The organism is Streptomyces sp. NPDC045956, from assembly GCF_056430705.1.
In genome coordinates this window covers 1-24,134 of the sequence record NZ_JBWKKZ010000017.1, presented here as the reverse complement: position 1 = coordinate 24,134, position 24,134 = coordinate 1, and the positions used below count along the sequence as shown (strand labels likewise).

General features: G+C 73.8%; 17 protein-coding genes, 1 tRNA gene and 1 riboswitch. Of the genes, 11 read left to right on the top strand and 7 right to left on the bottom strand.

The window, feature by feature from the left end; genetic code table 11:
* The first annotated feature begins 51 nt into the window (after nt 1–51).
* The 7 genes from AC07FV_RS32985 (at nt 52) to AC07FV_RS32955 (ending at nt 6,814) form a co-directional block, all read left to right on the top strand.
* Entirely contained in the window at nt 52–345 is a 294-nt protein-coding gene (locus tag AC07FV_RS32985; RefSeq protein WP_479091314.1) for a hypothetical protein, read from the top strand.
* Nucleotides 342–1,601: a PP2C family protein-serine/threonine phosphatase gene (locus AC07FV_RS32980; RefSeq protein ID WP_479091312.1), complete on the top strand. Its 1,260-nt coding sequence runs from the start codon at nt 342–344 to the stop codon at nt 1,599–1,601. The genes AC07FV_RS32985 and AC07FV_RS32980 overlap by 4 nt, the downstream gene beginning before the upstream one ends.
* 46 nt (nt 1,602–1,647) lie before the next feature.
* Nucleotides 1,648–2,778: a dihydrofolate reductase family protein gene (locus AC07FV_RS32975; RefSeq protein WP_479091311.1), complete on the top strand. Its 1,131-nt coding sequence runs from the start codon at nt 1,648–1,650 to the stop codon at nt 2,776–2,778.
* A gap of 55 nt (nt 2,779–2,833) precedes the next feature.
* Nucleotides 2,834–2,907: transfer RNA gene (locus AC07FV_RS32970), tRNA-Met, on the top strand.
* 185 nt (nt 2,908–3,092) lie between these two features.
* Nucleotides 3,093–4,310 (top strand): PP2C family protein-serine/threonine phosphatase, encoded by a 1,218-nt coding sequence (locus tag AC07FV_RS32965; RefSeq protein ID WP_479091309.1) that lies wholly within the window; start codon nt 3,093–3,095, stop codon nt 4,308–4,310.
* A gap of 224 nt (nt 4,311–4,534) precedes the next feature.
* A riboswitch (cyclic di-AMP (ydaO/yuaA leader) is annotated at nt 4,535–4,692 on the top strand.
* 10 nt (nt 4,693–4,702) lie between these two features.
* A complete protein-coding gene (locus tag AC07FV_RS32960; protein WP_479091308.1) occupies nt 4,703–5,737 on the top strand; it encodes a M23 family metallopeptidase in 1,035 nt (344 codons plus the stop codon).
* Between the two features lie 132 nt (nt 5,738–5,869).
* On the top strand, nt 5,870–6,814 hold the full coding sequence (locus AC07FV_RS32955) for an aldo/keto reductase (RefSeq protein ID WP_479091306.1): 945 nt from the start codon (nt 5,870–5,872) through the stop codon (nt 6,812–6,814).
* A gap of 43 nt (nt 6,815–6,857) precedes the next feature.
* On the opposite strand, the gene AC07FV_RS32950 is transcribed toward AC07FV_RS32955, so the two are convergent.
* The 4 genes from AC07FV_RS32950 to AC07FV_RS32935 form a co-directional block, all read right to left on the bottom strand.
* The gene (locus tag AC07FV_RS32950) at nt 6,858–8,231 is read right to left on the bottom strand and encodes a PrsW family intramembrane metalloprotease (RefSeq protein ID WP_479091304.1); all 1,374 of its coding nucleotides are present in this window, start codon (nt 8,229–8,231) and stop codon (nt 6,858–6,860) included.
* Between the two features lie 10 nt (nt 8,232–8,241).
* Nucleotides 8,242–9,030, bottom strand: coding sequence for a tRNA (guanosine(46)-N7)-methyltransferase TrmB (gene trmB, locus AC07FV_RS32945; protein ID WP_479091409.1), 789 nt, complete (start codon nt 9,028–9,030; stop codon nt 8,242–8,244).
* A 95-nt stretch (nt 9,031–9,125) separates the two neighbouring features.
* Nucleotides 9,126–10,358: an L-2-hydroxyglutarate oxidase gene (gene lhgO / locus AC07FV_RS32940; RefSeq protein ID WP_479091302.1), complete on the bottom strand. Its 1,233-nt coding sequence runs from the start codon at nt 10,356–10,358 to the stop codon at nt 9,126–9,128.
* Nucleotides 10,359–10,433: 75 nt separating this feature from the next.
* Nucleotides 10,434–11,855, bottom strand: coding sequence for an MFS transporter (locus tag AC07FV_RS32935; RefSeq protein ID WP_479091300.1), 1,422 nt, complete (start codon nt 11,853–11,855; stop codon nt 10,434–10,436).
* 679 nt (nt 11,856–12,534) lie between these two features.
* On the opposite strand from AC07FV_RS32935, the gene AC07FV_RS32930 reads away from it, so the two are divergent.
* Nucleotides 12,535–14,658 carry an asparagine synthase-related protein gene (locus AC07FV_RS32930; RefSeq protein ID WP_479091299.1) on the top strand — a complete coding sequence of 708 codons (2,124 nt, stop codon included), beginning with the start codon at nt 12,535–12,537 and terminating at the stop codon, nt 14,656–14,658.
* Nucleotides 14,659–15,025: 367 nt separating this feature from the next.
* Here the strand turns inward: AC07FV_RS32930 and AC07FV_RS32925 are convergent, their stop codons facing one another.
* Together AC07FV_RS32925 and AC07FV_RS32920 are read right to left on the bottom strand one after the other, a co-directional pair.
* Nucleotides 15,026–16,963, bottom strand: coding sequence for a sigma-70 family RNA polymerase sigma factor (locus AC07FV_RS32925; RefSeq protein ID WP_479091297.1), 1,938 nt, complete (start codon nt 16,961–16,963; stop codon nt 15,026–15,028).
* A 234-nt stretch (nt 16,964–17,197) separates the two neighbouring features.
* Nucleotides 17,198–18,016 carry a TetR/AcrR family transcriptional regulator gene (locus AC07FV_RS32920; protein WP_479091295.1) on the bottom strand — a complete coding sequence of 273 codons (819 nt, stop codon included), beginning with the start codon at nt 18,014–18,016 and terminating at the stop codon, nt 17,198–17,200.
* 372 nt (nt 18,017–18,388) lie between these two features.
* Between AC07FV_RS32920 and AC07FV_RS32915 the strand changes: the two genes are divergently transcribed.
* Nucleotides 18,389–19,768, top strand: a complete 1,380-nt coding sequence (locus AC07FV_RS32915) for an NAD(P)/FAD-dependent oxidoreductase (RefSeq protein ID WP_479091294.1) — start codon at nt 18,389–18,391, stop codon at nt 19,766–19,768.
* Between the two features lie 182 nt (nt 19,769–19,950).
* Nucleotides 19,951–21,600, top strand: a complete 1,650-nt coding sequence (locus tag AC07FV_RS32910; protein ID WP_479091293.1) for an ATP-binding SpoIIE family protein phosphatase — start codon at nt 19,951–19,953, stop codon at nt 21,598–21,600.
* Between the two features lie 44 nt (nt 21,601–21,644).
* Here the strand turns inward: AC07FV_RS32910 and AC07FV_RS32905 are convergent, their stop codons facing one another.
* The gene (locus tag AC07FV_RS32905) at nt 21,645–22,907 is read right to left on the bottom strand and encodes an MDR family MFS transporter (protein ID WP_479091292.1); all 1,263 of its coding nucleotides are present in this window, start codon (nt 22,905–22,907) and stop codon (nt 21,645–21,647) included.
* Nucleotides 22,908–23,055: 148 nt separating this feature from the next.
* Between AC07FV_RS32905 and AC07FV_RS32900 the strand changes: the two genes are divergently transcribed.
* Nucleotides 23,056–23,604, top strand: coding sequence for a MarR family winged helix-turn-helix transcriptional regulator (locus tag AC07FV_RS32900; protein ID WP_356602947.1), 549 nt, complete (start codon nt 23,056–23,058; stop codon nt 23,602–23,604).
* Nucleotides 23,605–24,134: the final 530 nt, after the last annotated feature.

The following is a 24,134-nucleotide window of genomic DNA, read 5'->3' as shown; positions in this document are numbered from 1 at the left end:
GACATCGGAGCCGGGAATCGCGTCACCTTGAAAGGCCGGGAGGACGGGCCTGTGGTGATGCCGGCGCACGGGCTGGTGGTGCCGTTCCTGGAGCACGACTCCGGGCCGGTCCTCTTCGGTCGCGTGAGGGCCGGACGCCCGGACCCGGCGGCCCGGAGTGAGCAGCGCCAGGCAAACCTCGACGCGTACGCGGAGGACGTGCCGGAGATCTGCCGCGAGCCGGGGGAACGGCGCACCGACGGCTTCCGCCGCACCGGACCGAGGATGGCATGCGTCCTCGCCCGGGCCGCTTCCCTGTACGCGAACGACGCGATCGCCTCCTCCGCTGCCGAGGTGGACCGGTGACCGGCGCGTCCCACGACGGACACGGCGTCGACGGCGGCCCGGGCGGTGCGTGGCCGTCCCCCTCCGAGCTGCCGGAGGACAGCGTGGAGGACCTCTACGAGAACGCGCCCTGCGGCTACCTGTCCACGCTGCCGGACGGGCGGATCACCAAGGTCAACAAGACGCTGCTGGACTGGCTCGGCCACCGGCGCGACGACCTGGTCGGGCGCCTGCGCTTCGCCGACCTGCTCACCGTCGGCGGCAAGCTCTACCACGAGACCCACTTCGCCCCCCTGCTGTCCATGCAGGGCGAGGTCCGCGGCATCGCGCTGGAGCTGAAGGCCGCCGACGGCTCGCGCCTGCCGGTGCTGGCGACCTCCACCGTCAGGACCGGCGAGGACGGGCGGCCGCTGCTGATCCGCACCACCCTCCTCGACGCCCGCGACCGGCGTGCCTACGAGGACGAGCTGCTGCGGGCCCGGCAGGTGGCCGACACCGAACGCGACCGCCTCAGAAGCCTGGCGACCACGCTCCAGCGGACCCTGCTGCCCCCCGCCCTGGACGACGTGCCCGGTCTGGAGGTCGCCGCCCACTACCACATCGCCTCCGTCGACGAAGTCGGCGGCGACTTCTACGACTTGTTCCCCCTCACGCAGGGGACCTGGGGTCTGTTCCTCGGGGACGTGTGCGGCAAGGGCGCCGCCGCCGCCGCGATCACCTCCCTGGCCCGCTACACCCTGCGCGCCGCGGCGGTCTACGACCCCGACCCCGCGGCCGTGCTCCGCAACCTCAACACCGTCCTGAACCACGAGGACACCGGCTACGACCCGCGGTTCTGCACGGTGATCTTCGGACTGCTGACCCCCGTCGGCGAGGAGGGTTCCTTCCGGATCACGCTGGCCAGCGGTGGGCACCCGCCGGCCCTCCTGCTGCGTGCCGACGGCAGCGCCGACTACCTGCCCACCCCTGGCGGCCAGCTCGTCGGGGTCCTGCCGGACGCCCACATCGCCACCACCACCGTCCGCCTGGAACCCGGCGACACCCTGCTCCTCTACACGGACGGCCTGACCGAGGCCCACACCGACCAGCCCGGTGGCCGCTACGGCGACGAGGCGCTCGTGGACTTCGCCCGCTCCCTGGCCCCCACCACCGCGTCCGGCACGGTCCAGGCCCTGAGCGACCTGCTCGACGCCCTCGGCACCGGCGTGGACGACGACACCGCCGTCCTCGCCATCAACGTGCCCCGGCCGCCCGGCGGGGAGTGCCGGGGCGCCTAGGGTTGCCCCGCCGGAACCCGCCGCCCCGCCCCACCGGAGTACGCCCATGCCCCTCCCGTACGTCCTGCTCTCCGCCGCCGTCTCCCTCGACGGCTGCCTGGACGACACCGGCCCCGAACGGCTGCTGCTCTCCTCCCCGGCCGACTTCGACCGGGTCGACGAGGTACGGGCGTCCGTCGACGCGATCCTGGTCGGTGCCGGCACGATCCGGGCCGACAACCCGCGGCTGCTGGTGAACTCCGCCGAGCGGCGAGGCGCCCGGATCGCGGCCGGGAAGGCCGCGTACCCGCTCAAGGTGACGGTCAGCGCCACCGGGGAACTGGACCCGGCGGCAGCGTTCTGGCACACCGGGGGCGAGAAGCTGCTCCTCACGACGGACCGGGGCGCCCGGCGGGCCCGGTCCCTGGGGCTCGCCGCCGACGTGGTGCCGCTCGGTGAGGCGCTCGACTGGCGGGCGGCGCTGGAGCACCTGCACGACGAGCGGGGAGTGCGGCGGCTCATGGTCGAGGGCGGGGGGACCGTGCACACCCAGTTGCTGCGCCAGGAACTCGCCGACGAACTCCAGCTCGTCCTCGCCCCCCTGCTGGTCGGCGACCCGGACGCGCCCCGCCTCTTCGGTCCCGGGGCCTACCAGCGCGGCCGGCTGCGGCTGGTCGAGTCCCGGCGCATCGAGGACGTCGTACTGACGCGGTACCTGCCGACCGCCCCGGGCGCCGGAGACCGGGTGACCGCCGCCGACCGGCACTGGCTCGCCCTCGCCTGCGAGCTGGCGCGGCTGTGCCCGCCGTCCGGGACGGCGTTCAGCGTGGGGGCGGTGGTGGTCGCCGCCGACGGGACCGAGCTGGCGCGGGGGCACTCCCGCGAGGGCGGGGACCCCGTCGTGCACGCCGAGGAGGCCGCACTCGCCAAGGCCGACCCCGCCGACGCCCGGCTGGCGACCGCCACGGTGTACAGCAGCCTGGAACCCTGCGCCCGCCGCGCCTCCCGGCCCGCGCCCTGCGCCCGGCTGATCCTCGACGCCGGGGTGCGCCGCGTGGTCACGGCCTGGCGGGAGCCGGACACCTTCGTGCCGGGCGCGGACGGCGGCGGGGTGCTCACCGCCGGGGGTGCCACCGTCGTCGTCCTGCCCGAGTACGAGGAGCGCGCGAAGGCTCCCAACCGCCATCTGGAGGGGTAGCGGGATACGGATGTGCATTCAGCCCCCGCGATGACGTACAGTGGAGACACAACGGCGCGGGGTGGAGCAGCTCGGTAGCTCGCTGGGCTCATAACCCAGAGGTCGCAGGTTCAAATCCTGTCCCCGCTACTGAAACCGAAGGCCGGAATCCCTTGAGGATTCCGGCCTTCGGTGCGTTCAGGTGCGTTGATGTGCGTTCACCCGGTCGGCCCTCACGGCTCGCCGCCCGCCCCCGATCCGGGAAACCTGGACACGGGACGGCAAGCGGCGCGGAGGTTCGGGGCGGCGGGAGACGAGTGGTGCGGCCAGGTCACGTGGACGACGAGGGAGCGTACGCCAGGGCCGGCGGCCGGCTCCCCGGCGACCCCGCGCCCGACCCGGGCCTCGGCACCGAGGCGATGGCGCCGCCCACCCAGGCCGAACGGCCCCCGAGGACCCCGTACGGGCGCCGCCTGGTGCGCCTGCTCCCGGTCCTGCTCATCGTCGTCGCCATCCTGTACGACATCTTCACCCCGAGATACTTCACGGCCGGCCCGCTCTACACGGCCGCGCCGCTGGTCGCCGCCCCCCTCTACTCGCGGCGGGGCACGGCGCTCACCGGTGTCGCCGTGGTCGCCGCCGTCGTCGGGCTGCAACTGAGCAAGGGCGTCGCCCACTACGTCGACTCCCTCACGGAGCTGATCACCATCGCGACGGTGGCCGCCCTCGCGGTCTTCGTCAACGCCTTCGTCCGCCGCACCGGTGAGCGCCTCGTCAGCGTCCGCGAGATCGCCGAGGCAGCCCAGCGCGCCGTGCTGCCCGAGCCCGCCGAACGGATCGGCGGCTTCGAGATCGCCGCCTGCTACGAGGCCGCGCAGGCCGACGCCTTCATCGGCGGGGACCTGTACGCGGTGCAGGACAGCGCGCGCGGCGTCCGGCTCATCGTCGGGGACGTGCGCGGCAAGGGCATGGGCGCGGTGGCCGCCGTCGCCGTCGTGATCGGCGCCTTCCGGGAGGCCGCCGAGCAGGAGGCCACGCTGGAGGCGGTGGCCCAGCGCCTGGAGCGGGCGCTGGCCCGCGAGGGCACCCGGCGCAACGGACTGGACGCCTTCGAGGGGTTCACCACCGCCGTCCTCGCCGAACTCCCGCACGGCGACGGGGTCGTGCGGATCGTGAACCGAGGCCACCCGCCCCCGCTGCTGCTGTACGCCGACGGCACCCTGCGCCCGCTCCCCGCCCGGGAGTCGGCGCTGCCCCTCGGGATGGGCGAGCTGGGCGTGTGGCCCGACCGGGCCCAGGAGGACGCCTTCCCGGGCGGAGCCACCCTGCTGCTGCACACCGACGGACTGTCCGAAGCCCGGGACGCGCGGGGCGAGTTCTACGACCCGTACGAACGGCTCGCCGGCTGCGTCTTCCGGCACCCGGGGAAACTGCTCGCCGCCCTCGCCGAGGACGTGCGCCGGCACTCCGGGGGCGGGATGGCGGACGACATGGCACTCCTCGCCGTACGCCGTCCCGCGCGCGAGGACCTTGATCATTGTCACGAACGGTGATCTGGTGAGCGCCCTGCGCATAACGACTGACACTCCGTCAGAAACTTGTGGCGTGAAGGGGAATACTGAGGGGCGGTCAAGTCGCCCGGATTTCACCGATCCTGAGGCGTACGTCCCGCCCGGATTCGTTAATGATCAAGAGGAACAGCTTGGAATCTCGGCCCCGCGTCTATTAACGTTCGATAACGCAGCGCGGTCGTCCCAGCCGTCACAGAAGGCGGCTCCGTGCGCACGCGCCGAATCCCGCGAGGGAACCGGGGAACCACCACCTTGGGGTGAATCGCTCGTACGACGCCGTGGAGACACGGCGGATATACGCGCGTAGGAGACCTTCCTGCTCCGAACCCGTCAGCTAACCCGGTAGGCGGAAGGAAGGAAAGGAGTACGCCCACGTGGCGTCCAACCGGCCTGCCCCCGAGGCCCCGTTCGTGCCCAGCGCGCGCGACACCGACACCTTCGGCTACGACGGCTACCGCACCGAAGAGGGCCCCTGGGAGGAGTGGAATCCCACCGCGGACTCCATCCGCCCCGTGCGCGGCCGGCACCGCGTCGCCAAGCAGCGCGGCGGACTCGCCCGCAGCTCCACCGTCCTCGGCGTCGGTGTCATAGCCGCGGTCGGCGCGGGCGGCATGGCCAGCGCGCAGACCGGCAAGCCGCCGGTGTCCATCTCCATGCCCGACCTGCCCAACGTCGGCTCGCTCATCTCGGACGACGAGGAGCCGGAGCCGCAGGGTTCCGCCGCCCCGCTCAGCGGCATCGGCGTGGCCGCGACCGCCGACACCGCGGAGGGTGCCTCCGACGCCGGCGAGACGCTGCGGGCCCGGATCATGGCGCAGGCCGAGCAGCAGCAGGCCCAGGTCGAGACCAAGGCCGCCGCCGAGGCCGCTGCCGCCGCCGAGAAGAAGGCCGCGGAAGCCGCCGCCAAGGCGGAGAAGGAGGCCGAGGCCAAGGCCGCCGCCGCCAAGAAGAAGGCGGAGGAGGAGGCCGCGAAGAAGGCCGAGGCCGAGCGGCTCGCGAAGCTGGCCAAGCAGTACACCCTGCCGACCTCCTCGTACACGATCTCCTCCAGCTTCGGCCAGGCCGGCGCGTACTGGTCCTCCGGCTACCACACCGGCCTCGACTTCGCCGCGCCCACCGGCACGCTGCTCAAGGCGGTGCACAGCGGCACCATCACGTCCGCCGGCTACGAGGGCTCCTACGGCTACAAGACCGTGCTGACCCTCGACGACGGCACCGAGATCTGGTACGCCCACCAGTCGTCCATCAGCGTCAGCGTCGGCCAGAAGGTCACCACCGGTGACGTCATCGGCCGCGTCGGCGCCACCGGCAACGTGACCGGGGCCCACCTCCACATGGAGGTCCACACCAGCGACGGCGGCGGGATCGACCCGATGGCCTGGTTGCAGAGCAAGGGCCTCACCCCCTGACCGAATCCGTGCACGGCCCCGCCGGTCCCCGGCGGCCCTGACGGCGACCCCCCGACGCCAGGGCTGCCGGTTTGCGGGATTTTTGCCCCGCTCCCGGAATCACCGGCTCCGTCGTGGCCGTTGACGCAGAACATGACTTCTCTGCGCAAGCTCGGCTCCTCGGACCTCGAGGTCTTCCCCCTCGCCCTCGGTGGCAACGTCTTCGGCTGGACCGCCGACCAGGACACCTCCTTCGCCGTCCTGGACGCCTACACGGCCGCGGGCGGCAACTTCGTCGACACCGCCGACTCGTACTCCGCGTGGGTCGACGGCAACAGCGGCGGGGAGTCCGAGACCATCGTCGGCAAGTGGCTCGCCTCCCGCGGCAACCGCGGTGACGTCGTCCTCGCCACCAAGGTCAGCCAGCACCCCGAGTACCCGGGCCTGTCCGCCGCGAACATCAAGGCGGCGGCCGACGCCTCGCTGCGCCGCCTGGGCACCGACCACATCGACCTGTACTACACCCACTTCGACAAGCCCGAGGTGCCGGTGGAGGAGATCGTCGGGGCGCTCGACGAGCTGGTACGTGCGGGCAAGGTCCGGCACATCGCCGCCTCCAACATCTCCGCCGAGCGGCTCGCGGCCTCCCTGGAGTTCTCCGACCGCGAGGGCCTCGCCCGGTACGTGGCGCTCCAGCCCCACTACAACCTCGTCTCGCGGGACACCTACGAGGGCGGGCTGCGCGACCTCGCGGAGCGGTCCGGCCTGGCCGCCGTGCCGTACTACTCCCTCGCCTCCGGATTCCTCACCGGCAAGTACCGGGCCGGGGCGGCCGTCGACAGCCCCCGGGCGGGCGGCGCGGCGAAGCACCTGGAGACCGAGCGGGGCCGGCGGGTCCTGGCGGCCCTGGACGAGATCGCCGAAGCCCACGACGCTCCCGTCGCCACGGTCGCCCTGGCCTGGCTGGCCGCGCAGCCGACGGTGGCCGCGCCGATCGCCTCCGCCCGCACGGTCGAGCAGCTCCCGGCGCTGCTGGGGGTGGCCGAGCTGTCCCTCACCCCGGACGAGGTCGCCCGGCTGGAGCGGGCGTCGCTCTGACGGACGGAGTCTTGGGGCCCGCGGCCGGCGGGGCGGGCAGGGGTTACCCGCGGTGCGGGTGGGGCGGGGCGTACGGGAGGTAGCCGTGAGGGGCGTGGTACTGCCCCGGTGAGAGTGCGGGGAGCGGTGCGCCGGGGGCGTACCCGTAGGCCCCCGGGCCGGGGTACGCAGCCCCGTACACCCCGTAGCCCGGCCAGGGCGGCACGGGCGGCGCCGTGGCCCGGGCCGCGTAGTCCAGCGCCGGGCGGGCGACGGCGCGCCGCTGCCACAGGGCCTCCAGCAGCTCCCGCTCCCGTACGGCGAAATCGGCGCCCGCCCTGCCCCGCCGCCCGCGGTGCCGCAGGAACGCCAGCGAGGTCGCGTACACCTCGTACCGCGCCACCGTCCGCGCCGCCTCCTTCCCGGCGTGCCGGCGCGCGTGCTGCCGGGCGATGCGGCGGGCGCGCATCGAACCGAGCGCGTGCGGCTCCGCGGGCGACAGCCATCCGGCCAGGACGTACACGGGCAGCTCGGCGCGCACGGCGCCCAGTTCGCGCTGCCGGGTCCAGATCGCCAGCCAGGTCAGCAGGCCGAAGGACGGGACCATGAAGGCCGCGTAGACGGCGAAGAAGCCGTACTCGCCGAACGCGGCCGAGCCGTTCCACAGGGCGTGCACGCCCATCGCGAGCAGCAGGCCGGCCAAGGGGAGCAGGGCCCGGCGCAGGCGGTGCCGGCCCGCGGAGAGCGCCGCGATGCCGAAGCCGATGCCGGTGAGCACGGTGAAGAGCGGGTGGGCGAAGGGCGACATCACGATGCGGACGAAGAAGGTCGCCGCGGTGACCGACGCGATGCCGCTGCCGCCGGTGAGCTGGTCGGTGCCGAAGGCGGTGCCCAGGTAGAGGATGTTCTCGGTGAAGGCGAAGCCGGTGGCGGTGACGCCGGCTATGACGACACCGTCGACGATGCCGCCGAAGTCGCGCCTGCGGAAGACGAAGACCAGCAGTACGGCGGCGGCCTTGGCGGACTCCTCGACCACCGGGGCTATGACGGTGGCGCCCAGGGTGTCCGCGCCGGACGGGTCCGCGGTGGCGGTCGCTATCCACCGCGTCGCGAAGCTGTTGGCGACGATGGCTATCAGTGCCGCCGCGCAGGCGCCCCAGGCGAAGCAGAACAGCAGGTTCCGCCAGGGCCCGGGCTCGACCCGGTCCAGCCAGCGGAAGGCGGCCAGGAGCAGCGGCACCGGCAGCACCGCGAGGCCCAGCCCGACCAGGAAGCCCTGGGTGCCGGTCTGTTCGCGCACCAGGGCCAGGATGACCAGGCCGGAGAGCGCGAGCAGGGTGACGAGCGCGCCGTAACGCACCCAGGCGCGCTGCCACCAGTGCGGATGCGTCCGGGGACGGGCGGGCGGACGCGTCGGGTACGGGGGACAGGTGGCCACGGCATGGACCCTAACCGGTGGGGGGCTGCTGCTCCTTGTGCTGATCGCGCTGCTGTACGCGGCGGAAGAGCAAGTCGTTCACCACATGTCCCTTGTCCAGTCCCTGGCCCTCGAAACGGGTCCGGGGCCGGTGGGCGGGGCGCGGCGCGAAACCACCGTCCGGCACGGTGTTCTCGAAGCCGGGGTGCGCGGTGAGCACCTCCAGCATCTGCTCGGCGTACGGCTCCCAGTCGGTGGCGCAGTGCAGCACGGCCCCCGGGGCCAGCCGCGTCGCCGCCAGGGTCAGGAACTCGGGCTGGATCAGCCGGCGCTTGTGGTGCCGCTTCTTCGGCCAGGGGTCGGGGAAGTAGACGCGCAGCCCGGCGAGGGAGCCGGGGGCGAGCATCTCGCGCAGGAGGATGATCGCGTCGCCGTTGCCCACCCGGATGTTGGACAGGCCCTCCCGCTCCGCGAGACCCAGCAGATTGCCCTGGCCGGGGGTGTGCACGTCCACCGCGAGGATGTTGGTCCCCGGGTCGGCGGCGGCCATCCGGGCGGTGGCCTCGCCCATGCCGAAGCCGATCTCCAGGACGACGGGCCGGTCGTTGCCGAACAGCTCGGCGAGGTCGATGACCCGCTGCCCGTCGATGTCCAGTCCCCACTGGGGCCACAGCCGCTGGAGCGCGTCCGCCTGCCCGGTGGTCACCCGGCTCCGCCGGGGCTGGAAGCTCCGGATCCGCCGCTCGAAGTGCGATCCGGCGGGGTCGGCCTTGGGTCCGTCGGGGAAGCGGGGCTCGCCCTTGGCACGGGAGTGCCGCAGGTCGTCACCGGTGTGGGGGGCGGCGGGCTGGGAAGCGTCGGAGGCGCTGCGGAAATCAGACACAGTGCCTTCGATTTTACGGTCGGTCGCGCCGGTCACGACGCTGCCAGCGCGGCCAGGGCCCTGCGTCCCACCTCCCGTCCGATCGGCAGCGCCGCCGTCGCGGCGGGGGACGGCGCGTTCAGCACGTGGACCGCGTGGGCGCCCTCGCGGATGAGGAAGTCGTCCACCAGCGTCCCGTCCGCCAGCACCGCCTGCGCCCGCACTCCCGCGGGCGATGCCACCAGGTCGTCCTCCGTCACGGCGGGCAGCAGCCTGCGCACGGCCGTGGTGAAGGCTCCCTTGGACAGCGACCGGCGCAGCTCGCCCGCGCCGTACCTCCAGTGCCGGCGGGCTATCCGCCACGAGCCCGGCCAGGCGAGGGTGGCGCCCAGCTCACGGGGCCGCACCACGTCCCAGCCGTAGCCCTCCCGGGCGAGGGCCGGCACCGCGTTCGGCCCGACGTGGACGCTGCCGTCGATGCCTCGGGTCAGGTGCACCCCGAGGAACGGGAACGCCGGGTCCGGCACCGGGTACACCAGGCCCCGCACCAGCTCCGGACGGGCCAGCTCGTAGTACTCGCCGCGGAAGGGGACGATCCGCATGCCCGGGTCGTCGCCGGTCAGGCGGGCGATCTCGTCGCACTGGAGCCCGGCGCAGTTGACCAGGACGCGGGCGCGGAGCACGTCCCCGGAGCGGGTGCGTACGGCCACCCCGAGGCCCGGGCGCCGGTCGACGTGCCGGACCCGCGCGCCGTAGCGGATGTCGGCGCCCGAGGCACGGGCCAGCTGCCGGGCCACGGCCACGTAGTCGCAGACGCCGGTGGTGCCGACGTGGATGGCGGCCAGGCCGCGCACCTCGGGCTCGTACTCCGGGATCTGGGCGGCGCCCAGCTCGCGGACCGGTATGCCGTTCTCCCGGCCGCGCTGGACGAGGGCGTGCAGGCGGGGCAGCTCGGAGCGGTGGGTGGCGACGATCAGCTTGCCGGTGACGGCGTGGGCGATGCCGTACTCGGCGCAGAACTTGACCATCTCGGCGGAGCCCCGCACCGCGTAGCGGGCCTTCAGGGAGCCCGGGCGGTAGTAGACGCCGCTGTGGATGACGCCGCTGTTGCGGCCCGTCTGGTGCCGGGCCGGGCCCGGCTCCTTCTCCAGGACCATGACCCGGGTGCCGGGCGCGGCGCGCGTGATCGCGTACGCCGTCGACAGGCCGACGATCCCGCCGCCGATCACCAGCACGTCGCAGTCGTACGCGACGCGCCGCGCGGCCGCCGTCCGCACTCGTTCCATCTCCCGGTCCACCTCCCGCCTCCGATAGTGCACTGCGCCACTGACAATGCCCTCAAACCCGGGAGGCGCGGCGGATCAGGCCGTGGTCATCAGGAGCGGCCGGGCGCGCTCGCGCAGCTCGGCCACGCGCGGCTCGTCGCCGTACGGCTCGAGGCGGTGCAGGAGGTCCTTGACGTACTCGGTGGTGCGGGCCGAGGAGATGCGGCCGGCGACCTCCACCGCCCGCACGCCCTGCTCGCAGGCGGCGTCCAGATTGCCCGACTCCAGCTCGGCCACCGCCGAGACGACGAGCCGGAGGCCGTGCGAGCGTACGAACTCCTCCGTCGGTTGCGACAGGGCCTGCTCGGTGAAGCGGCGGACCTGGCGTGGTGCCTTCAGGTCGCGGTAGCACTCGGCGGCGTCGGCGGCGAACCGGTCGTAGGAGTAGAAACCCAGCCACGAGGGGTCGCTGTCGCCGGGCCGGGCGCGCTCCAGCCAGCTCTCGGCGGCCTTGAGGGCGGCCCCGGCCGCCGGGGCGTCGCTCGCGCGCGCGTGGGCGCGGGCCTCCACCAGCCGGAAGAAGCTCATGGTGCGGGCCGTGGCGAGGCCGCGGTTGCGCTCCAGGGCGGCCTGCGCCAGGTCCACGCCCTCGTCGCCGAAGCCGCGGTAGGTGGCCTGGAGCGACATGGAGGCGAGGACGTAGCCGCCCAGGGGCACGTCGGCCGCCGCGCGGGCCAGCCGCAGGGCCTGGATGTAGTACCGCTGGGCCGCTTCCTGCTGGCCGGTGTCGAAGGCCATCCAGCCGGCCAGGCGGGTCAGTTCCGCCGAGGCGCCGAACAGGGCGCGGCCCACCTCGTCGGAGTAGGAGCCGAGGAGCAGCGGGGCCGCCTCCACGCGTAAGCACTCGGGGACCATCGACGAACGCCAGTCGCCGCCGCCGTACTTGGAGTCCCAGCGGCGGGCGTCCTCGGCGGCCTCCCGTAGTTTCCGTACGTCACTGTGGCCGACTTTGAGCGGTGCGCCGGAGCCCTCGGCCGGGCTCGCGTCGCGCGCCACCGAGCTGTCGGCCGGGGTTATCAGCCATCGCGAGGCGGGTGTCGCGTACGCGCTCACGGCGAACGACCCGGCGAGGGACTGCCAGATGCCGCCGCCCGCGCGGCGCCCGGCGAGGTCGAGGCGGTACAGCTCGGTGGCGGACCGGACGGCCTGCCCGACGTCCCGGGGGAAGGCGAGGCCCACCTCGGGGGCGGGATCGGCGTCCGCGAGACCGATCTCGTGCAGCGGCACCGGGCGGCCGAGCTTCTGGCCGATGGCGGCGGCGATGAGGTGCGGCGCGGCACCCTGCGGCACCATGCCCTTCGACACCCAGCGCGCCACCGACGTCTTGTCGTAGCGCAGCGTCAACCCGCGCTGGGCGCCCAGGTCGTTGACCCGCCGGGCGAGGCCGGCGTTGCTGATTCCCGCGAGGGCGAGAACGGCGCCGAGCTTTTCGTTCGGCCCGCGTTGCTCCCTGGACATGCGCCACCCCTCGACACAGACGGCTGCCGTGCTGGCATAACCACGCGGCATTCGTAAACCCAGCGTAGTTCGCCGGATCCCATGCGTTAAGAGGCATTGTTCCGGATGGCGGGATTGTGGTCCGTACGGAAGTGCGGTGCCTGTACGGTCCGTTGCCGCGTGCTCCCGGTGTGTGGCCGTGCGCCCGCCCGTGCGCTCTTCTCCGGCCACCGGGGGAGCGGTTCCATGGTGACGCGTGGGTCGGCCCGCTGTACTGGATCCAGTGGGCTGGGGGACACCGCCGCCTACATCCCCGCGGGCGGCGGACGGGTCCGGGGGGTGTGCCTCGCCTCCCGGACCGCGCACCGCCGGCCGGTGCGCAAAGCCTGTACGGAGCGTGTTCGTACGTGTCCGCGTGACGCCGATTTGGCTGAAAAAAGCCCCTGTCGTTTCCGGGGTTCCGCGGCCCTCACCACGGGAGTTGAGGGCGCGTCGGGGAGCCAAGGGGCGCGTTGCGGGGGCGCATTCGCGTCGACTTCACGCTCTCCGGACAGGAAGTTGCCCTCCTCGGGCGGACATCCGGGGAGGCGCATTCACGGGAGCACATGCGGCTCCGCCGATGCTCTGCGGCGCGCCCTTCATGGCAGCATGGGACCAGTTCGTACGGTGCACTGGTTGTCCCCAGCCTGTGGAGGCGTCGATGCGGTGGTTGGTGGGGTGGAGCAGCGCCGCCGTGGGAGCAGCGGGGATCGCCGGCGCGGCCGGCTCCGCGGGGGCCACCGGGTACGACGGCGAGACCGTACAGCCCGTGGGCGCCCAGCCGTTGTGGGGCGACCCCGATCCCCTGTGGGCGGTCGGCGACTGGCGCCCCGACGAGGTGCGCGTCGTCACGGTCGATCCGCAGACCCGGATCGCCGTCCTCGGTATCTGCGGTGCCAGCGACGAGCAGCTGCGCGTCGGCCTGTTCGCCGCGCGCGGAGGGGCACTTCGGCATCTGACGGCATGGCCCGGCAGCTACACGGCCGTCGTCCAGGTGGGGCGGCGGATCACCGTCTGCGGCGATCTCGCGGGCGCGCGCCCGGTGTTCCACACCCCCTGGGAACGCGGCACGGCGTACGCGACGGCCGCGTTGCCCCTGGCCGACCTCGTCGAGGCCAACCTCGACTTCGGCTACCTCGCCGCGCTGCTCGCCGCCCCCGACGTGCCGGCCGCGCTGGACGACTCCACCCCGTACGACGGCGTGAAGCGCGTTCCGCCGGGGCATGCCCTGATCCTGCGCGCCGGGGCGCGTGAGATCGCCGGGTACGAGCCGGTGGCCTCGCTCGCCGTGGCGGCGCCCTCGGCCGACCCCGACCGCGCGGTGGACGGCGTACGGGACGCCCTGGTGGAGGCCGTGCGCACCCGGCTCGCCGCTCCGCGGCACGTCCCCGGTGACGGCATCGACCCCGGCCCGGTGCCCGGCATGGGTCCAGCGGAACGGCGTGCCGCGCGCGGGATGCCGGTCCCGGGCATCGGCGCCGACCTGTCCGGCGGGCCCGCCTCGGGGACGCTGGCGCTGCTGGCCGCCGGGCTGCCCGGGATGCCGGGGACCGTGCTCGGGCACGGTACCGGGGCGGGCGAGCGGCTGCTGGCCGTCACCTTCAACGACCTGGCCGTCGGCGGGCAGGAGGCCGAGCTGGAGCGGGCGGGCGCGCTGGCCGCCAACCCCCGGCTGCACCACGTCGTCGTCGCCGGCGACGAGGAGGTGCTGCCGTACGCCGCGCTGGACGGGCCGCTCACGGACGAACCGGGCTCCGTCCTGGTCGCGGCGGCCCGGCACCGGGCGCGGCTGGCCGCGGGCAGCGCGGACCACTTCACCGGGTACGGGGCGCGGCAGGTGCTGGACGCGCACCCGGCACGCCTGGCCGACCTGCTGATGGACCGCAAGCGGCGCCATCTCGTACGGCCGGTCGCCGCGCTGGCCAAGGCGGACGGCTCGGTACTGGTCCCCGCGCGGGTGTACGGGGCGGCCCGGCGGCTGGCGCGGACGCCGTACCGCACCGGGCTCGAAGTGCTCGCCGAGCGGCTGCTGCGGCGGCGCTTCGACGCCCCGACGGACGGGGGCGGGGCCATGGAGGCCTCGCTGGCCGTGCTCGGCTGGGCGGGGCCCGGGCCGGCGGCGCGGTGGCTGACCGGGGAGGCGCTGGCTGAAGTATCGGTTCGCCTCCAGACGTCCTCGCAGCGGTCCGGGGTGGGCCCCGGGCAGCGGCCCGGTGACTTCCGGGCGCGGGCGGCGCTGGCCCGGCAGGCGGCGGAGGTACGGGTGCTGGAGCAGGCCGCCGAGATCCGCTTCCAGCGGCTGCACACGCCGTTCCTCGACAACCAGGTCGTCCGCGCCTGCCGCGCGCTGCCGGAGGCGCTGCGGGTGCAGCCGGGGGCGCGGGCGGCGATCCTGCGGACGGTGCTGGAGGGGGCGGGGGTGAGCGAGTTGCCGAGTGGCTGGGGGGCGCCTTCGCAGGCGGTGGCGGCCTCCGCTGCGCGGACGGGGCTGCGGGTGGCCGCGGACTCGCTGCTCGGGCTGTTCGACACGCCGCTGCTCGCGGAGGCGGGGCTGGTGGAGGCGCGGGTCGTGCGCAAGGCGGTGCGGGGGGCGGCCGCGGGGGAGGCGTTGCCGCTGGCGGGGCTGGCGGACCTGGTGTCGTTGGAGCTGTGGCTGCGGCGGTTGCTCGCGCGGCGGGGGACGTGCTGGACGGGGACGCCGGCGCGGCAGCGGGCGGTGCCGGCGGGGATCGCTCCGCAGCGGGGGGCGTTGGGTGGGGCGGGGGCGGTGGTTCGGCGGGGGTGAGGGGGCCTGCGGCGAGCTGTGCGGGTTCGGTGGGTGGGGCGGGGGCGGTGCTTGTGGTTGTGGTTGTGGTTGTGGTGCGGGGTGCCTGGGGTGGGCTGTGGGGGTTCGGTGGGGGTGCGGTTGCGCGGTGCGGTGGTCTTGGGGTCGGGGCCGGGCCGGGGGGTGTCCGTCCTCGGAACGGCGCGGAATCGGTCGGGGAACGGGGTGGCCCTCGTTGACGCGCCAACCGCTGCGGGCGGACACCCCCCGGCCCGGCCCCTTCTCGCCGTGCGCGGGTGCGGGTCCTCGCCCGTTCGGGGCGCCTCTTCTCGCCGTACGCGGGTGCGGGTCCTCGCCCGCTCGGGGCGCCTCTTCTCGCCGTACGCGGCTACGCGCAGGTGAACCGTGACTGTGCCCAGTCCGCGAGGGTCAGGGTGTCGTCGGGGCCGTGCGGCTCGACCACCAGGCGTACGGTCTCGCGGCCCGTGAGGTCCACGTGGACGGGTACCGCCGGGTCGCCGCCCTCCACCACGCCCGAGGTCCACAGGCGGGTGCCGTCGGCGTACACGGAGAAGTGGACCCTGCCCAGGCGCATCGTGAGGTCGTCGGTGCCCACCAGGGCGTCGTACGACGAGCAGGAGGCGTTGAGGGTGATGGTCACGGAGGAGCGGCCCTGCACCGTGACCCCGTGCGGGTAGCGCTCGCCGCCGATCGACAGGGCGGTCCGCTGCCACACCCAGCTGCTGTCGGCGAGCCTCATCTCGGGACCGGTGCCGTCGCCGGTGAGGTCGTACGCCAGCTCGTTCCACTGGTGGACGGTCGGGGCGGGGGGTGGGGGCGGGGGAGGGGGAGGGGGAGAAGGCTCGGGGGGCGGAGTGGGAGCAGGGGTGGGAGTGGGGGGTGGCTCCGGGCTGGGGGGTGGAGTCGGAGTCTGGGTGGGTGTGGGGGTCGGGGTGGTCGAGGTGGTCGGGCTGGGGGGTGGGGGAGGCGGGGGTTTCGGGGTGGTCGCCGGTGGGTGGGGGTGTGTCGGGGGTGCGGGGGTGTCCGGGGCGGGCTCGGCCACCGGGGAGGAGGCGGGTGGGCCCGCCTGGGGCGGTTGTCCGGCCGGGGCGTCGTCGCCGATCAGCGCGAAGACCAGCGCGGCCGCGGCGGCCACCGCCACCACACCGGCCGCGATCCCGGCCTTCACCGGTGCTCCCAGGCCCTCGGAGGCCGCGGCACCGCCCCCGGCGCCGGTCCCGCCCGAGCCGGCCGCCGCGCCCGCGGCACCGGCCCCCGCGCCGCCGGCGATGAGCGCCGCCGCCTTGGCGTACCCGGCGGCGCCGAACCAGCCGATGACCGCGACCGGGACCACGGCCGGGATACCGCCGGCGACCTCCTCGATCTGCGTGGCGGCCAGTCGGCACCTGGCGCACTCCTCCAGGTGCTTGCGCAGCCCCCGCTGGGCCCGGGTGCGCAGCCTCCCGCGCGCGTACGTGCCCAGCTGGTCGGCGTAGCGGGCGCACTGTTCGTCGGCGGCGAGGGTCTCGCTGACGTGGGCCTGGAGGTAGGCCTGCTTCAGGCCCTCGCGGGCGCGGCTGGCGAGCACGCGGGTGCCGTTGGCGTCCAGCCCGAAGAGCACGGCCACCTCGCTCGGCGACTCGTCCTCGACCTCGGTGTGCCACAGCACGGCCTGCCACCGTTCCGGCAGGGAGCGGAAGGCGCGCATGGCCATCGACTGCTCGGCCTCGCGCAGGGCGCGGACGTCGGCGCCCAGCTCCAGCGTGTCGTCGTCCGGCGTGCGGGGGGTGCGTGCGGACTGCGCGGCGAAGACCGCGAAGTCGTCGACCAGTTGCTCCCGCCCCGCCGACCGGGTCCAGCCGGCGGCGACGCGCCGGACCGCGGTGAGGAGGTAGGCGCGTACGGCGTGCTCCGGGCCCGAGCCGCCGCGCACCGCCTGGAGCATGCGGGCGAAGACCTCCGCGGTCAGGTCGTCCGCGGTGTGGGCGTCGCGGCAGCAGGTGCGCGCGTACCGGCGCACCGCGTCCGCGTGGCGCCGGTACAGCTCCTCGTAGGCCGTGTCGTCGCCCGCGCGCATCCGCTGGATCAGCACCGCGTCGGACGACGGCAGCTCGCGCGGCGGGGGCAGCACGCCCTCGTCGTACGGCTCGCGCAGCGGTGGGAGGACGCTGTCCTCGTGCACCTCGCGCTGGGCCGGGACGCCGCTCTCCGCCGGGGTGCCGCGGTGCGGGACCCGGGTCGGTCCGCCCTGGCCGGGAACCTGCGGTGGACCGCCGGGTCCGGTGAGGTCGTCACCGGGTGAGCCGTTCCGCCCGTCATCACTCATCGCGGAAGGCCTCCGCCACCTGCCCAGCCAGTCCCGAACACCGGGTCAGCGTGGCACACGGGCCTTTGGCCAGGTCCCCACGGAGCGGAGCATCACTCGTCCGTGGGCTTTTCGGGCGAGGGGGTGATGACGCTCAGCCGTTCGGGGAAGGAAGGGCCGCCCCGTCCCGACGGGCGGGGGGCGAGACACGCGGGTACGCCCGTCGCGGCCCGCCCACCCGGTGGCCGCGCGCTCTCACGCCGGCCGTGACCGCAGCCCCTCCAGCAGGATGTCCAGCAGCCGGGCCGAGGCCGCGGCCTGCTGGGCGGCGTCCGGCAGCGAGGGCGCGGCGGTGGCTATCACCAGCAGCACGTCCGACACCGAGACGTCCGGCCGCAGCTCACCCGCCGCCCGCGCCCGCTCCACCAGCCGGCCCACGACCTCGAGCAGCGCCACCGCCCCGTCGTCGTCCGGCACGGAAGCCACCGCACCGACCGCGACGCCGGCGGACCCGGCCGCCTCGGACACCAGCCGCAGCTCCCCGGAGCCCGGCTGGAGCCGCTGCTGCGGCACCCGCGGCTCACCGGACGCGACACCGGCGGGAGCGCCGGTAGCGGCGCCGCCGCTGTCGGCCTCGTCCGCCACCCCGACCCGCAGGACCTGCGGCGGCAGCAGCCGGCCCGCGCCCGAGGCCACCGACGTCCGCAGGAAGCGCGACAGCGCCGACCACGGCTCGTCCTCCTGCCCGAGCGCCGTCCTGGCCTGGTCGGTCAGCCGGGCCGTCTCCTCCTCGGCTATGCGCCGCACGAGGACGTCCTTGCTCGGGAAGCGCCGGTACACCGTGCCGACACCGACCCGCGCGCGCCGCGCCACGTCCTCCATCGGCGCGCCGTACCCCAGCTCGCCGAAGACCTCGCGTGCCGCGCGCAGCACGTGCTCCAGATTCCGCTGGGCGTCCACGCGCAACGGCGCGGTCCGCGCCCCGTCCCCGCGTGCCCCGCCCGTCGTCGCGGTCATCGCACCACCGGGCGCGACGGCTGACGCGGACGACCAATGAGAGTCCTGAACATGCATGACAATCCCCCGGTAATGACGTCTCCCCCCGGAGACTCTCCCCGCCATCGAAAGCCGGAGTGCGTGGAACGGCTCGGCTCCTGGCTCCGCCCGTCGCGGACCCGCTGAGCGCATTCCCCCACACGCCGTGGGAGAGAACATAGTTGAGCCGGGGTCAATTCAGAAGGGGCAGGTTCCGCACGGAGCGCCCACCGATCGGAGTACGGATCGTATACGCCCCGTATGATCCGCCTTCCGCCCCCGAGTCCATCACCGCTGACCTGCGCAATCGTGTCGCGGTACGTCGCTCCCGCCCGCCCTGCGTCCCGGTGATCCCCGGTCACACAAATCGACGAGCCTGTGGACAAACGCGAGCGTCGGGTGCGTCATGGGATGGTGAAGGAACGTGCGCGCATTCTCGTTGTCGGCGGCGGCTACGTCGGGATGTACACGGCCCTGCGTCTGCAACGGAACCTGAGAGACGAACTGAGGCGGGGCGAGGCCGAGATCACGGTCGTCACGCCCGACCCCTACATGACGTACCAGCCGTTCCTCCCCGAGGCGGCGGCCGGCTCCCTCTCCCCGCGGCACGTCGTCGTGCCGCTGCGCCGTGTCCTGGACCGGTGCGACGTCGTCATCGGCGAGGCACGGTCCGTCGACCACACGACACGCACCGCCACCGTCACCACCCTCGCCACCGAGGAGGAGGGAGCGGGCTCCCGCCGGCTGACGTACGACGAACTCGTCCTCGCCCCGGGCTCCGTCTCGCGCACCCTGCCCGTCCCCGGCCTCGCCGACCACGGCGTCGGCTTCAAGACCGTCGAGGAGGCCATCGGGCTGCGCAACCACGTCCTGGAGCAGATGGACATCGCCTCCTCCACCCGCGACCCGGCCCTCCGCGACGCCGCCCTCACCTTCGTCTTCGTCGGCGGCGGCTACGCGGGCGTGGAGGCCCTCGGGGAGCTGGAGGACATGGCCCGCTACGCCGCGCGGTACTACCACAACGTCACCCCCGACGACATGAAGTGGATCCTCGTCGAGGCCTCGGGCCGCATCCTGCCCGAGGTCGGCGAGGAACTGGGCCGCTACACGGTCACCGAACTGCGCCGCCGCAACATCGACGTACGCCTGGACACCCGCCTAGAGTCCTGCGCCGACCGCGTCGCCGTCCTCAGCGACGGCTCCCGCTTCCCCACCCGCACGGTCGTCTGGACGGCCGGGGTCAAACCCCACCCGGTCCTCGCCGCCACCGACCTCCCCCTCGACGACCGCGGCCGGCTGAGGTGCACCCCCCAGCTGTCGGTCGACGGCGCCCCGCATGCGTGGGCCGCGGGAGACGCCGCCGCCGTCCCCGACGTCACCGCCGCTGCGCCGGGCCGGGACTGCGCCCCCAACGCCCAGCACGCCGTCCGCCAGGCCAAGGTCCTGGGCGACAACATCGCCCACGCCCTGCGCGGCGAGCCCCTGGACACCTACGCGCACACGTACGCCGGTTCCGTCGCCTCCCTCGGCTTCCACAAGGGGGTCGCGCACGTCTACGGGCGCAAGCTGAAGGGCTACCCCGCGTGGTTCATGCACCGCGCCTACCACCTCAGCCGCGTCCCCACCGTCAACCGCAAGGCGCGCGTGCTGGCCGAATGGGCCCTCGCCGGCCTCTTCAAGAGGGAGATCGTCTCCCTCGGTTCACTCGAACATCCGCGAGCGGAGTTCGAACTCGCGGCCGGTGGAAAGCCTTCTCAGGAACCTCCGCGCAACCCGAAGGGGTCGTCCTGACCGGACTCAGGAACTCCACCGGGCGGCCCGGCGTCTGACGGATGTCGGCCCGGTCGGCACCCTGCCAGACTGGGCCCGCACCGCGGGCGCGCCACCGCTCGCCCACGCGCGGCCCCCGGGCCCCGGCCGGCCCCGGCCCGTCCCGGACACCGGCCGTCGACAACTACACGAGGCAAGGATTCGTGAACTTCACGCGCTGGAGCGCCCGACTCCCCGGAACGCAGCGCCGCGCCGCAGCGCGGACCGACACGACCGTCTCTCCGGACCGGCGGGGAGACGGCTCCGTACCCGCCGCCCGCGCCGAACAGCTGACCGACGAGGCCCCGCCCGTCCCCGCCGTCGACGTCCTCCCCGTGCGCGACGTCCTCGACCGCGTCCCGGCCCTCGTCGCCCTGGTCCACGGCCCCGACCACCGCCTCGCCTACGTCAACGACGCCTACGTCGCGGCCTTCGGCACCCGCCCCCTGGGCCGGCGGGCCCGCGAGGCGCTCCCCGAACTCGACCAGCTCGGCCTCTTCCCGCTCCTGGACCAGGTCCAGCGCAGCGGCCGCCCCCGCACCCTCAAGTCCCGCAAGGCATCCGACGGCCGCTCCTACACCTTCACCTGCACCCCGGTCACCGAGGGCGACACCGGCGGCGACCGCGGCGTGCTCGTCTTCGCGACCGACGTGACCGACCACGCCGAGGCCGCCGCCCGCCTGCGCGCGAGCGAAGGCCGCCAGCGGGAGACCGCCGTCACCCTCCAGCGCTCCCTGCTCCCCCAGGAACTGGAGGAGCCCGACGACCTGCGCGTCGCCGCCACCTACCACCCCGGCGGCACCGAGGCCGCGGTCGGCGGCGACTGGTACGACGTGATCACCCTCGGCGGCGGCCGCACCGCCCTGGTCATCGGCGACGTCATGGGCCGCGGCGTCCGCGCGGCGGCCGTCATGGGCCAGCTCCGTACGGCGGTCAGGGCCTACGCCCGCCTCGACCTGCCCCCGCACGAGGTGCTCCAGCTCCTCGACGGCCTCGCCGCCGAGATCGACGCCAACCAGATCGCCACCTGCGTCTACGCCATCCACGACCCCAACGAGGGCCGGCTGGTCTACGCGTCCGCCGGGCACCTGCCGATCCTGGTCCGCGACGCGAACGGCACCGTCGAGCGCGCCGACGAACCCACCGGCCCCCCGCTCGGCACCGGCGGCTGGATGCACTCGTCCGGCTCGATCCCCCTGGCCCCCGGCTCCACGGCCGTCCTCTACACCGACGGCCTGGTCGAGCGCCGCAACGAGGACCTGGACGAGGGCATCGCCGCCCTGGAGCGCGCCCTGTCCGGCGCGACCGGCACCCCCCAGGTGGTCTGCGACCGCCTGGTCCGCTCGGCGGGCGTCACCCCGGACCACGACGACGACGTGGCCGTCCTCGTCCTCCAGCATCCCGCCCGCAAGGGCGCGGAGGCGGAGCGCTTCCGCAACGCCGCCCTGGAGCTGCTCGGCGGCGTCGAAGCGGCTCCCCGCGCGCGTGCCTTCGCCTCCGGCGTCCTGGCCAGCTGGCGCTTCCCCACCGAGCTGCGCGACCTGGGCGTCCTGGCGACCAGCGAACTGGTCGCCAACTCCCTCCAGCACGGCACACCCCCCATGCGGCTGCGGCTGCGCCGTACCGACCGCCGTCTGATCATCGAGGTCACCGACGGCGACGACCACCTCCCCAGACGCCGCCGCGCGGAGCCCGGGGACGAGTCCGGCCGGGGCATCGCCATCGTGGCGACGATCGCCTCCAACTGGGGGTCCAGACGCACGCCCGGAGGCGGCAAGGCGGTCTGGTGCGAGTTCATCCTGCCCAAGCCGTGATCAGCCGACCGTGAGCCGCCTCCGGGAGAGACGGCCGGCCGCGCTCACGCCTGCGCGGCCGCCACGGTGTCGGCCGGCGCCCCGCTCTGCGTGACCACCCGGCTCCGCGCGAGCGAGGGCTGGTTCTGTACGTCCGTGAGCTGCCGCCCCAGCCGCACCGCCAGCACCGTGATGCCCAGCGAGAAGAGCAGGAACGCCACGATGTACGGCGCGTGCAGCGAGGCCCCCAGCGGCCCGCCCACCGCCGGCCCGATCGCCAGCGCGAGCTGCTTCACCAGGGCGAAGGCGGAGTTGTACTGCCCGGCCAGCCCGGTCGGCGCCAGATCCGCGACCAGCGGTGCCAGCGTCGGCGACAGCATCGCCTCGCCCAGCCCGAACAGCGCGTACGTCGAGATGAAGGCGGCTGTGGCCATCGTCTGACTGCCGTGTCCGAGCCCGGCGTACCCGGCCACGGCCCAGGCGACCGCCCAGATCAGCCCGACAGCGGCGATCACACGGGACCGCTTGCGCCGCTCCACGAACCTCAGCACCGCGAACTGCGCGACGACGATCATCAGCGTGTTGGCCGCCAGCGCGGTCCCCAGCGCGGACGTGGTGATGCCGGCAGCTTCGACGCCGTACGCGCTCAGCCCCGACTCGAACTGCCCGTAGCAGGCGAAGAACAGTACGAAGCCCAGCACGCACAGCTGCACCATGGCCCGGTTGCCCAGCAGCTGCTTCCAGCCGCCGCCGGATTGCCCGGGGGCTTCCTCCATGAGAGGGGAGCGCGGCGTCCGCACCGTCGCCATCACCGCGACCAGCAGCAGGAACATCGCCGCCTCGATCGCGAACAGCAGGGTGAACGAGGAGGCGCTCGTGGTGTCGACCAGGTGGCCGCCGATGAGTCCGCCGACGCCGAGCCCCAGGTTCTGCAGGAAGAACTGCATCGCGAAGGCCCGCGACCGCGTCTCCGCGGTGGAGCAGTCCACGATCATCGTCGCGAGCGCGGGCTGCATCACGGCCTGCCCCGCCCCGAGCGCGGCCGCGGAGAGCAGCACCGTCGCCGCGGAGGCCGACAGCCCGAGGCTCAGCGCACCGAGCGCGGCGGTGACCAGGGCGACGAGCAGCACCGGCAGCGGGCCCCGCCGGACGATGGCCCGTCCGGCGAACGGCAGCACGATCAGCGCGGCCACGGCGAAGACGGCGAGTACGAGACCCGCCGTCACCGAACCCAGTCCCCGCACCTGCGCCACATAGACGTACAGGTACGGGACCGTGAAGCCGAGTCCGAACGCGCTGAGTGCGTTGCCCACATGAATCCGGCGCATCGCTGCGCCCCTTGCCCTGGTCACGTTCACCCTCTCCGGGTCGATCGCTCCAGCCGTTAGGCCTGAAGACTTAGAAGCTAAAGTTCGAAGCTAAAGAGTACACAGCGAAGGACTTCAAGGCAAAGGAGTCGCGTGCCATACTGCGCCCATGGGCGACACCTCCGGCGCCGGCGAGCCGACACTCGAAGAACAGATCGCCGCCTACCAGCGCGAGTTCCAGGACCTCGACCCCCAGGTCGAGAAGATCGTCTCGGCGCTCTCCCGCCTCAACCGCCGCATGAACGTCGCGTACGGCCGGCAGACCGCCGAGCTCGGCATCAGCAACACCGACTGGGAGGTGCTGAAGGCGCTCGTCCTGTCCGGCGCCCCCTATCGCCTGGGCCCCGGCGACCTCGCCAAGCGGCTCGGGCTGACGCCGGCCGCGATGACCCACCGCATCGACCGCATGGTGACGGAGGGGCTGGTCACCCGGGAGCGGGACGAGTCCAACCGGGTCCGCGTCATCGTGGAGCTGACGGCGGAGGGGAGGAGCAAGTGGCTGGAAGCCATGCGTCTCGCCTCCGGTTTCGAGGAGGACCTGCTCCAGGACCTCTCCGCGGACGACCGGACCGCGCTCGGTGAGGTTCTCACCCGCCTGCTGCGCAGGGTGGAACACGCCCAGCCGGACGCCGGGGGCCGGCTCAGCGACCTCGATTAAAGATCTTGACAGGCGTGCTTGACAGCCTCCCGGGGGATCCGTAAGGTTCTTCGGGTTGCCACGGGGCCGTAACGGTTCTGCGGTAGCACCTCCGCCGCATCAGTGGCACCCAAACCACCAGCACGACCCCCACCGGGAATGTATTCGGCATGTCCGAATTCAATTCCGATTGGGCTCGGCGGCCCGATCACCCCGATTGGGAATCGCCGAGAGAGTCCGCTAAGGTTTGAGACGTCGGAACGGCCCAACGGCCGCGAGGACAACCCCCTCTGACGGGGAATCAGGGCCGAAAGGATCTGATAGAGTCGGAACCGCCGGAAAGGGAAACGCGAAAGCGAGAACCTGGAAAGCACCGAGGAAATCGGATCGGAAAGATCTGATAGAGTCGGAAACGCAAGACCGAAGGGAAAGCCCGGAGGAAAGCCTGAGAGAGTATCTCGGGTGAGTACAAAGGAAGCGTCCGTTCCTTGAGAACTCAACAGCGTGCCAAAAGTCAACGCCAGATATGTTGATACCCCGACCTGATCGGA

Coding starts and splice junctions, on each gene's coding strand:
- AC07FV_RS32975 (WP_479091311.1), top strand. CDS start 1,648: ATGCCCCTCCCGTACGTCCTGCTCTCCGCCGCCGTCTCCCTCGACGGC.
- AC07FV_RS32955 (WP_479091306.1), top strand. CDS start 5,870: ATGACTTCTCTGCGCAAGCTCGGCTCCTCGGACCTCGAGGTCTTCCCC.
- lhgO (WP_479091302.1), bottom strand. CDS start 10,358: ATGGAACGAGTGCGGACGGCGGCCGCGCGGCGCGTCGCGTACGACTGC.
- AC07FV_RS32935 (WP_479091300.1), bottom strand. CDS start 11,855: ATGTCCAGGGAGCAACGCGGGCCGAACGAAAAGCTCGGCGCCGTTCTC.
- AC07FV_RS32930 (WP_479091299.1), top strand. CDS start 12,535: ATGCGGTGGTTGGTGGGGTGGAGCAGCGCCGCCGTGGGAGCAGCGGGG.
- AC07FV_RS32925 (WP_479091297.1), bottom strand. CDS start 16,963: ATGAGTGATGACGGGCGGAACGGCTCACCCGGTGACGACCTCACCGGA.
- AC07FV_RS32920 (WP_479091295.1), bottom strand. CDS start 18,016: ATGCATGTTCAGGACTCTCATTGGTCGTCCGCGTCAGCCGTCGCGCCC.
- AC07FV_RS32915 (WP_479091294.1), top strand. CDS start 18,389: ATGGTGAAGGAACGTGCGCGCATTCTCGTTGTCGGCGGCGGCTACGTC.
- AC07FV_RS32905 (WP_479091292.1), bottom strand. CDS start 22,907: ATGCGCCGGATTCATGTGGGCAACGCACTCAGCGCGTTCGGACTCGGC.
- AC07FV_RS32900 (WP_356602947.1), top strand. CDS start 23,056: ATGGGCGACACCTCCGGCGCCGGCGAGCCGACACTCGAAGAACAGATC.